This window comes from Shinella sp. M31 (assembly GCF_049199205.1).
Taxonomy (GTDB): Bacteria; Pseudomonadota; Alphaproteobacteria; order Rhizobiales; family Rhizobiaceae; genus Shinella.
In genome coordinates, this window is record NZ_JBLZPH010000147.1 from 23339 (window position 1) to 31716 (window position 8378).

The 8378-nt window shown below is 62.2% G+C and carries 8 protein-coding genes; 5 read left to right on the top strand and 3 right to left on the bottom strand.

What is annotated here, in order from left to right; translation table 11 throughout:
* Positions 1-199 precede the first annotated feature (199 nt).
* The 4 genes from ACOZKU_RS23380 (at position 200) to ACOZKU_RS23395 (ending at position 3353) form a co-directional block, all read left to right on the top strand.
* Complete coding sequence (locus tag ACOZKU_RS23380) at positions 200-772, top strand: TRAP transporter small permease subunit (protein ID WP_421580896.1); 573 nt, start codon at positions 200-202, stop codon at positions 770-772.
* Positions 769-2565, top strand: a complete 1797-nt coding sequence (locus ACOZKU_RS23385) for a TRAP transporter large permease (RefSeq protein ID WP_421580897.1) — start codon at positions 769-771, stop codon at positions 2563-2565. Before ACOZKU_RS23380 ends, ACOZKU_RS23385 begins: the two co-directional genes overlap by 4 nt.
* 92 nt (positions 2566-2657) lie before the next feature.
* A complete protein-coding gene (locus ACOZKU_RS23390; RefSeq protein ID WP_421580898.1) occupies positions 2658-3044 on the top strand; it encodes a VOC family protein in 387 nt (128 codons plus the stop codon).
* Between the two features lie 132 nt (positions 3045-3176).
* A complete protein-coding gene (locus ACOZKU_RS23395) occupies positions 3177-3353 on the top strand; it encodes a hypothetical protein (RefSeq protein ID WP_421580899.1) in 177 nt (58 codons plus the stop codon).
* A gap of 7 nt (positions 3354-3360) precedes the next feature.
* On the opposite strand, the gene ACOZKU_RS23400 is transcribed toward ACOZKU_RS23395, so the two are convergent.
* On the bottom strand, positions 3361-4467 hold the full coding sequence (locus ACOZKU_RS23400) for a TRAP transporter substrate-binding protein (protein WP_314087952.1): 1107 nt from the start codon (positions 4465-4467) through the stop codon (positions 3361-3363).
* Between the two features lie 194 nt (positions 4468-4661).
* Positions 4662-6548: an ABC-F family ATP-binding cassette domain-containing protein gene (locus ACOZKU_RS23405; RefSeq protein ID WP_421580900.1), complete on the bottom strand. Its 1887-nt coding sequence runs from the start codon at positions 6546-6548 to the stop codon at positions 4662-4664.
* Between the two features lie 159 nt (positions 6549-6707).
* Here ACOZKU_RS23405 and ACOZKU_RS23410 point away from each other — a divergent pair, with 159 nt between their 5' ends.
* The gene (locus tag ACOZKU_RS23410; RefSeq protein ID WP_421580913.1) at positions 6708-7106 is read left to right on the top strand and encodes an SMI1/KNR4 family protein; all 399 of its coding nucleotides are present in this window, start codon (positions 6708-6710) and stop codon (positions 7104-7106) included.
* Between the two features lie 54 nt (positions 7107-7160).
* Here the strand turns inward: ACOZKU_RS23410 and ACOZKU_RS23415 are convergent, their stop codons facing one another.
* Entirely contained in the window at positions 7161-8243 is a 1083-nt protein-coding gene (locus ACOZKU_RS23415; RefSeq protein ID WP_421580901.1) for a GGDEF domain-containing protein, read from the bottom strand.
* Between the last annotated feature and the right edge of the window lie 135 nt (positions 8244-8378).

Sequence of the window (8378 nt, forward strand, 5' to 3'; positions counted from 1 at the left end):
GCCGGCGGCGGCAAGGGCGTGTTTGCATGTGTCTGTGCCTAACCTTTGTGCATCTGCCTGAAGGGCGTCTTCGTCTTTCGTCTAAGGCGGGCTCTCAGCTCGGGAAAACGGGGCTTCGGACTTGAAACGAACCCTGAAATCGGCACTCTGGCCATGCTTGGCACCAAAGCAAGAACACGCCGGGCGGGGAGGAATTATCATGAAGACGCTGCTGGTTTTCAGCCGGCTGATCGACACGATCACGGAAAATATCGGGAAGGCCGTTGGCTGGCTGATCCTGGTCGCCGTGCTCGTCAGCGCCGGAAATGCCGTCATCCGAAAGGTTTTCAACATATCGTCCAACGCCTGGCTCGAGGCGCAATGGTATCTGTTCGGCGGCGCCTTCATGCTCGCCGCCGCCTATACGCTGGCACAGAACGAGCATATCCGAATCGATGTCGTCTACGGCAAGTTCTCCCGGCGGGTGCAGCACTGGATCGATCTGCTCGGGCATCTGCTGTTCCTGATGCCCTTCGTGCTGCTGATGGTCTATTTTCTGGTGCCCTATGTGCTGATGTCCTATCGCTCGGGTGAGGGCTCTTCCAGCGCCGGCGGCCTCATCGTCTGGCCGGCCAAGGCCATCCTGCTTGCCGGCTTCGTGCTGCTTGCCGCCCAGGGCGTGTCGGAGATCATCAAGAAGCTCGCCATCATGCGCGGCGACATGGAGGATCCCACGCCCTATGTGCCGACGCATGCGCCGCTCGACACTGTAGCCGAGGAGAAGGGTGCATGATCGAGTTCATTGCCGAAAACCTCGCGCCGATCATGTTCGTATCGCTGATCGTGTTCCTGCTGCTGGGCTATCCTGTGGCATTCTCGCTCGCGGCCAATGGTCTGCTCTTTTTCATCATCGGCGTGGAACTCGCGCCGCTGTCCGATTCGATCAATCTCTCCTGGCCGCTGCTCAATGCGATGCCGGAACGGTTATGGGGGGTGATGTCGAACGACACATTGCTCGCCATCCCCTTCTTTACCTTCATGGGGATCGTGCTCGAACGCTCCGGCATGGCTGAAGACCTGCTTGACACGATCGGCCAGCTCTTCGGGCCGATCCGCGGCGGCCTTGCCTATGCGGTCATCTTCGTCGGCGCGCTGCTGGCGGCCACCACGGGCGTCGTTGCCGCCTCGGTCATCGCGATGGGCCTCATCTCGCTGCCGATCATGCTGCGCTACGGGTATGACCGGCGCGTCGCCTCGGGCGTCATCGCGGCATCCGGTACGCTCGCCCAAATCATCCCGCCGTCGCTCGTGCTGATCGTTCTCGCCGACCAGCTCGGCCGCTCGGTCGGTGATATGTATGCCGGCGCGCTCATCCCCGGCTTGGTTCTGACCGGCCTCTATATGGGCTACATCCTGCTGATGACCTTCGTGCGGCGGGATTCGATGCCGGCCCTGCCGCTGGAGGCGCGGTCGCTCGGATCCGGCGTGACGTCGCTGGCAATCGCGCTCGCCGTCGCAGCCGGCATCGCCTATGCCGCGCATGTCTATCTCTCCCCGACGCATGGCGAGAATGCCGACATCCTCGGCGCCACCGTCGGCGTCATCTTCATCTATGTCGTGGCGCTTGCCGATAAGACGATGAACATCAACATGATGTCGCGGCTTGCCCAGCAGGTCATCATCGTACTGATCCCGCCGCTGGCGCTGATCTTCCTCGTGCTCGGCACGATCTTCCTCGGCATTGCGACGCCGACCGAAGGGGGCGCGATGGGTGCCGTCGGCGCGCTCATCATGGCCGCCGCCAAGGGGCGGCTGACAATGGACGTTATCCGCTCGGCTCTGACCGCCACCACCCGCCTGTCGGCCTTCGTGCTGTTCATCCTCATCGGCGCCCGCGTGTTCTCGCTCACTTTCTACGGCGTGAACGGGCATCTTTGGGTCGAGCACCTGCTGGTCTCGCTGCCGGGTGGCGAAACGGGCTTCCTGATCGCAGTGAACCTGCTGGTCTTCTTCCTGGCGTTCTTCCTCGATTTCTTCGAACTTGCCTTCATCATCGTGCCGCTGCTCGCACCCGCTGCCGACAAGCTCGGCATCGATCTCATCTGGTTCGGTGTGCTGCTCGGCATCAACATGCAGACGAGCTTCATGCACCCGCCCTTCGGCTTCGCGCTGTTCTATCTGCGCTCTGTCGCGGCCAAGGTGCCCTATCTCGACAAGCTCACGGGCAAGCGGATGGAGCCCGTGACGACGGGGCAGATTTATTGGGGTGCCGTGCCCTTCGTCTGCATTCAGATCGTCATGGTGGGCCTGACCATCCTCTTCCCGGGCATGGTCATGCACTACAAGGGCGAAGGCAGCGGCGTCGATCCGGCGACCATCAAGATTGAGGTCCCCGGCTTCGGCACCAATGGCGGTGGTCTGACGCTGCCCGACAACGGCGGCGGCCTCGGCCTGCCGGGCGGCCTGCAGCTGCCCGCCGGCAACCCGCTGGATGGCGCCGCCGAGCAGAAGCCGGCCGAGGGTGGCCAGCAGGGCACGGAGCAGAAACCGGCCACCGACCTGTCCAGCCCGCCATCGTTCAACTGACCGGCATGGGTCGCTGAAACATCTTGAAGACCCAGGAGAACCGCCTGTAACCTCGTTGCAGGCGGTTTTTTCATATCGCTGGGAGGCCTCTGATGCGTTTTGTGAACCCCATTCCTTTCGTCCGCGATATCGCCCGCTCCCGAGCGTTCTACGAGACGAGGCTCGGTCTCAGGGTGCTGGAGGATTTCGGCAGCTTCGTGCTTTTCGAGACGGGATTTGCGATCCATGACGGGTCCGCGCTCGAAAAGACGATCTGGGGAGAAGCCTCCGCAACGGAGCAGGCTTACGGACGCAGGAACATGCTGCTCTATTTCGAGGACCAGGATATCGACGCCGCCTTCGCGCGCATCGCGCCGCATGTGGACCTGATCCACCCTGTCGAACGGCAGGCCTGGGGGCAGCGTGTGTTCCGCTTCTACGATCCTGACGGGCATGCCGTGGAAATCGGCGAGCCGCAGATCATGGGAGAAGCTGAATGATCAGACAGGCCGATCCGGGCGATGAAGCGCAGATCCGTGACTGTGCCGAGCAGGCCTATGCCCGCTATGTCGCCGTCATCGGCCGGAAGCCGGCGCCGATGGTTCGCGGTGCATCTCTACACAAACGAGAAGATGACCGACAACCTCTCCATCTATCCCCGGCTTGGTTATGTCGAGGTGGCGCGACGGCATGAGGATGGTTTCGACCGCGTGTTCTTCGAAAAGCGTCTATCCGGCCCGGCAGCCTTATCATTCGGCAAAAGAAAACCCCGGAGCAGCGATGCTCCGGGGCTGTATTTTCACCCGTGACGTCCGCTTACAGCTTGTTGCTGCGCTGCTGGATCATCATGAACGTATCGTAGTTGTATTCGGCGATCTGGGCGTTCAAATAGAACTCGCCACGGAAGGCCTTGATGGAGTCCCAGATCTTCTTGAAGGTCGGGTTCGAGGCTTCCATCTCGGCATACACCTCATTGGCGGCGTCGAAGCAGGCCGACAGGATTTCCTGGCTGAACGGGCTAAGCTTCGCGCCGGCGGCGACGAGGCGCTTGATGGCCGTCGGGTTTAGGTAGTCGTACTTCTGCAGCATGTTCGCGTCGGTCGCCTGGCAGGCCGTGCGCAGCAGCGACTGATAGGCCTTCGGCAGGCCGTCGAAAGCGGCCTTGTTGAAGAGGGCGTGAACGGTCGGGCCACCTTCCCACCAGCCGGGATAGTAATAGTAGGGCGCGACCTTGTAGAAGCCGAGCTTCTCGTCGTCATAGGGACCGACCCATTCGGCGGCGTCGATCGTGCCCTTTTCGAGCGAGGGATAGATGTCGCCGCCGGCGATCTGCTGCGGCACCACGCCGAGCTTTTCGACCACCTTGCCGGCAAAACCGCCGATGCGCATCTTCAGGCCGGACATGTCGGCAACCGTCTTGATTTCCTTGCGGAACCAGCCGCCCATCTGCACGCCGGTATTGCCGCCGGGGAAGCCGACGAGGCCCTGGGTCGCCAGGAACTCGTTGAACATGTCGATGCCGCCGCCGTGGTACTGCCAGGCGTTCATGCCGCGCGCATTGAGCGCGAAGGGCACGGCAGCACCCAGTGCCCAGACCGGGTCCTTGCCCCAGTAGTAGTAGGAAACGGTGTGGGCGGCCTCCACGGTGCCGGCCGCGGCGGCATCGGCGGCCTGCAGGCCGGGCACGATCTCGCCTGCGGCGAAGACCTGGATCTGGAAATTACCATCCGTCGCTTCGGAGACGTATTTCGACAGAACCTCGGCGCCGCCGTAGATGGTGTCGAGCGATTTCGGGAAAGACGAGGCGAGACGCCAGTTGATCTTCGGATTGCTCTGCGCGATGGCCGGCGATGCCAGCACGGTGGCGGCCGCACCGCCCACGCCCGCGACACCGGCTTTCTTGATGAATGAACGACGATCCATAGTTTCCTCCCAATGGCGGGCGGATGTTTTCATCCACCCTCGTGTCATCAGGGCGGAGCTAACCATGTCGGCGAGGGGGTTTCAAGCCAAGGTGGCAAAGAACGCGGAACGGGCCCGCTACGACTTTCGTCGTAGACGGGGCATCCGGCTATCTGCCTGTTTTTTGAGCGTTTCTTGAAAAGACGTAGCCGGGATTACCCGGCCATCGCCTCCTCATATTCTGCCGAAAGCTCCAGCCACTGCTCTTCGGCGTCGTTCAGCTTGTCGACGGCCATGGAGCGCAGTTTTGCCTTCTCCGCGGCCTTGGCCGGGCTCTTTTCGTAGAGCGTCGGGTCCGCAAGTTCCGCATCAAGAAGCTGAATCTGCTTGTGCAGTTTCGCCGTCAGCGATTCGATTTCATTGATCTTTTTCTTGAGCGGCGCGAACTGCGCGCGGCGGTCGGCATTCGCCTTGCGCTGGTCGGCCTTGTTGGCCGTGTCGCCGGTGGAGGCCGCCTTGTCCTTGTCGTCCTTCCTCGGCGACTGGACGATGAGGCTGCGATATTCCTCCATGTCGCCGTCGAAGGTCTTCACGGTGCCGTTGTTGACCAGCCACAGCCTGTCGACGGTCGCCTCGATGAGGTGGCGGTCGTGCGAGATCAGGATGACGGCGCCTTCATAATCGTTCAGCGCCTCGATCAGAGCGCGGCGGCTGTCGATGTCGAGATGGTTCGTCGGTTCGTCGAGGATCAGCAGGTTCGGCGCATCGAAAGCGGCAAGGCCCATCAGCAGGCGGGCCTTCTCGCCGCCGGAAAGGTCCTTGGCAGGCGTGGCCATCTTTTCCGTGGCAAGGCCCATCTGGGCCACGCGGGCCCGTACCTTGGCCTCCGGCGCTTCCGGCATCAGCCGGCGCACATGTTCGACGGGCGACTGGTCGGGAATGAGGTCGTCCAGCTGGTGCTGGGCGAAGAAACCGATCTTTAGGCCCGGCGCGCGCTTGACCACGCCCGCCTCGGCCTCCAGCCGCCCCGAGATGAACTTCGCGAAGGTCGACTTGCCGTTGCCGTTCGAGCCGAGCAGCGCGATGCGATCGTCATTGTCGATGCGCAGGTTGATCTGCTTGAGGATGGGTTTGCCCGGTGCATAGCCCACCGCGCCGCCCTCGATGGCGATGATCGGCGAGGCCGGCTGCTTTTCCGGCTCGGGGAAGGTGATCGGCTGCACATGCGTCTCTATGACGGCCGCGACCGTTCCCATGCGCTCCAGCGCCTTGACGCGGCTCTGCGCCTGCTTGGCCTTGGTGGCCTTGGCCTTGAAGCGATCGATGAAGCTTTGCAGATGTTTTCGCGCGGCGTCGTTCTTCGCCTTCGCCTTCATCTGCAATTCGTCGTTCTCGGCCTTCTGGCGCTCGAACTGGTCGTAGGAGCCGCGATAGAAGGTCAGCTTCTGCTGGTCGAGATGCACGATGGCGTTGACGGCGGTGTTCAGCAGGTCGCGGTCGTGGCTGATGATGATGACAGTGTGCGGGTAGCGCCGCACATAGTCTTCCAGCCAGAGCGTGCCTTCGAGGTCGAGATAGTTGGTCGGTTCGTCGAGCAAAAGCAGGTCCGGCTCGGAAAACAGCACCGCCGCCAGCGCCACGCGCATGCGCCAGCCGCCGGAAAAGCTTTTGGCCGGGCGAAGCTGTGCCTCGTGATCGAAGCCGAGACCGGCCAGGATGCTGGCCGCGCGCGATTCCGCCGAATGCGCACCGATATCGGTGAGCCGCGTCTGGATTTCGGCGATGCGGTGCGGATCCGTTGCCGTCTCCGCTTCCTTCAGAAGGCTCGCGCGCTCCTTGTCGGCGGAAAGCACGATCTCGATCAGCGATTCGTCCGTCCCCGGTGCTTCCTGCGCCACCTGGCCGATGCGCGCGTTCTTCGGCATCGTGACAGTACCGGCCTCGGAAGCGAGCTGGCCGGTGATGATGCGAAACAGCGTCGACTTGCCGGTGCCGTTGCGCCCGACAAGACCGACCTTCACGCCGCTCGGCAGCGAAAGGGACGCGTTATCAATGAGGAGACGCCCGGCAATGCGGGCGGTGAGGCCGGAAATCGTGATCATGCCGGCTCTATAGAGCAATTCCCGCGAAAGTGCGAAGCGGTTTTGTGTTCGGAATGCGATGGAAGGAGACATTGCGGACATGGCAAAACTGTCTATTGAATCTGAAGGCCGCTGAGGTTTCCAAAGTCAGCAGATTTATCCATTGGAGGTGGAGTGCGGATGCTTGAAGGGCGAAATTGGACAGGTGAAAATGGAGCAACCTCAGACGATTTGGCTCGATTGCGCTTAGCAGCACCGGAAAATCTGCCTCAACGTTATTTGGATTTGCTCGCATTTAGTGATGGGGGAGAAGGGCCACTTCCGGTGAGCCCTTACAATTTTTGCTTAGATTCGGTCACGACAGTCACGGCGACGATTGCGAGCTCGAACCACGGTCAGGCGGACCTGGATGGTTTTCTCATTATCGGAGGGGACGGCGGTGGGGAATACATTGCCTTCGATCTTCGCAGTGGACGACCTTGGCCCGTTGTTTCGATCGACATGGTGGCTGGAGGCGATAGCGCCGCGCTAATCGCGGCTGACTTCAACGCATTCCTTGATCAGATCGGGCGCGAGTGAAGCCCCTCGGGATATCTGTAATGGGTCAAGAGCGGAAAACAATGCATGCCGCTTTCAACCCGCCGCACCCGCCCGATAACCACGCGCCACCCGATCCGCTACCTCGGCGGAATAGATGCGAAGCGCGATGCCGGTGTCGGCGGCGTAGGTGAGGGCCTGGTCGGCCTGGTCGTAGAGCATGGCGGGGGCGTCGGCCGAATCGGTCATCGAGACGCCGGCAATCAGTGTCAGGAAGCCGGCGGGAAGCTCGCGGTCCAGGAAGGGGAAGGGCTTTTCGGCAACGTGGGCAGCAATGCGGCGCGCGATGGTGACAGCGATCTCGCGGCTGACATCGGGCAGAAGCAGGCAGAACAGATCCGGCCCGGTGCGGGCGACGAAATCGTCCTTCTTGACCGAGCGGCGGAAGATGGAGGCAAGCCGCTTCAGCGTCTTTTCCGCAGCGCCTGCCGGATGGGTCTCGGCGAACTCCTTGAGCTGCTCGACACGGAATAGCAGGAGGGCGGCGGTGCCGTCCTCGGCTTCGGTCTGGAAGAACGTCTTCAACCGGCCAAGCAGCGCGGCATGGTTTGCAAGACCCGTCACCGGATCATGCGTCAGCGCCTCGCGGCTGAAGGCAAGGCCGGAGCGCAGGCCGTCGAGATGGGCCTGAAGATCGCCGATCCGTTCGGTGGAGCTGCGGTCGTGGCCCAGAAGGTCGCGCATGATGGACAGCAGGCGCACTGTATCGGTCGCGAAATCCGAAATGCCGAGCACCGGATCCTTGCGCATGCGGGCGGAAATTTCTTCCAGTTCCTGCATGGAGGCGGCGCGCTGTCGGCGGTTGGCTTCGGATGTCTCGGCGATTTCGGTCAGTAGGCGCACGGCTTCCCCCGCGGCCTGGCCGGCGGCAAGCACATTGTGGCTCGGCAGGGAATGGCGTAGCGCGATCGCATCGAGCGCGGTCTGATCCGGCGTCTTGCCAAGTGCGGCGATCTCGCGCGCCACGCCGGCATTGCCGTTCAGGGCTTCGAAGATCAGCTCATAGTTTCGCGGCAGCCCGGCAATGCCGAGATTGGCCATGACATGGGCGATGCGCGCCATGATCGGCGGAGCGGTGGACGCGGTGTCCTTCGAAGCGGGGGCGGCCTTGCTGCTCATGATACGCCATCGGATAGGCGCAGCGGAATTCGTCTGCGCTCAAGGAGGATCGGTTGGCGTAACTATCGGATTGTGCGGTTAATTTTACGTTCGCTGAAGGAGAATTCGCGCCGAAATAACAAGGCGCGGTTGCGT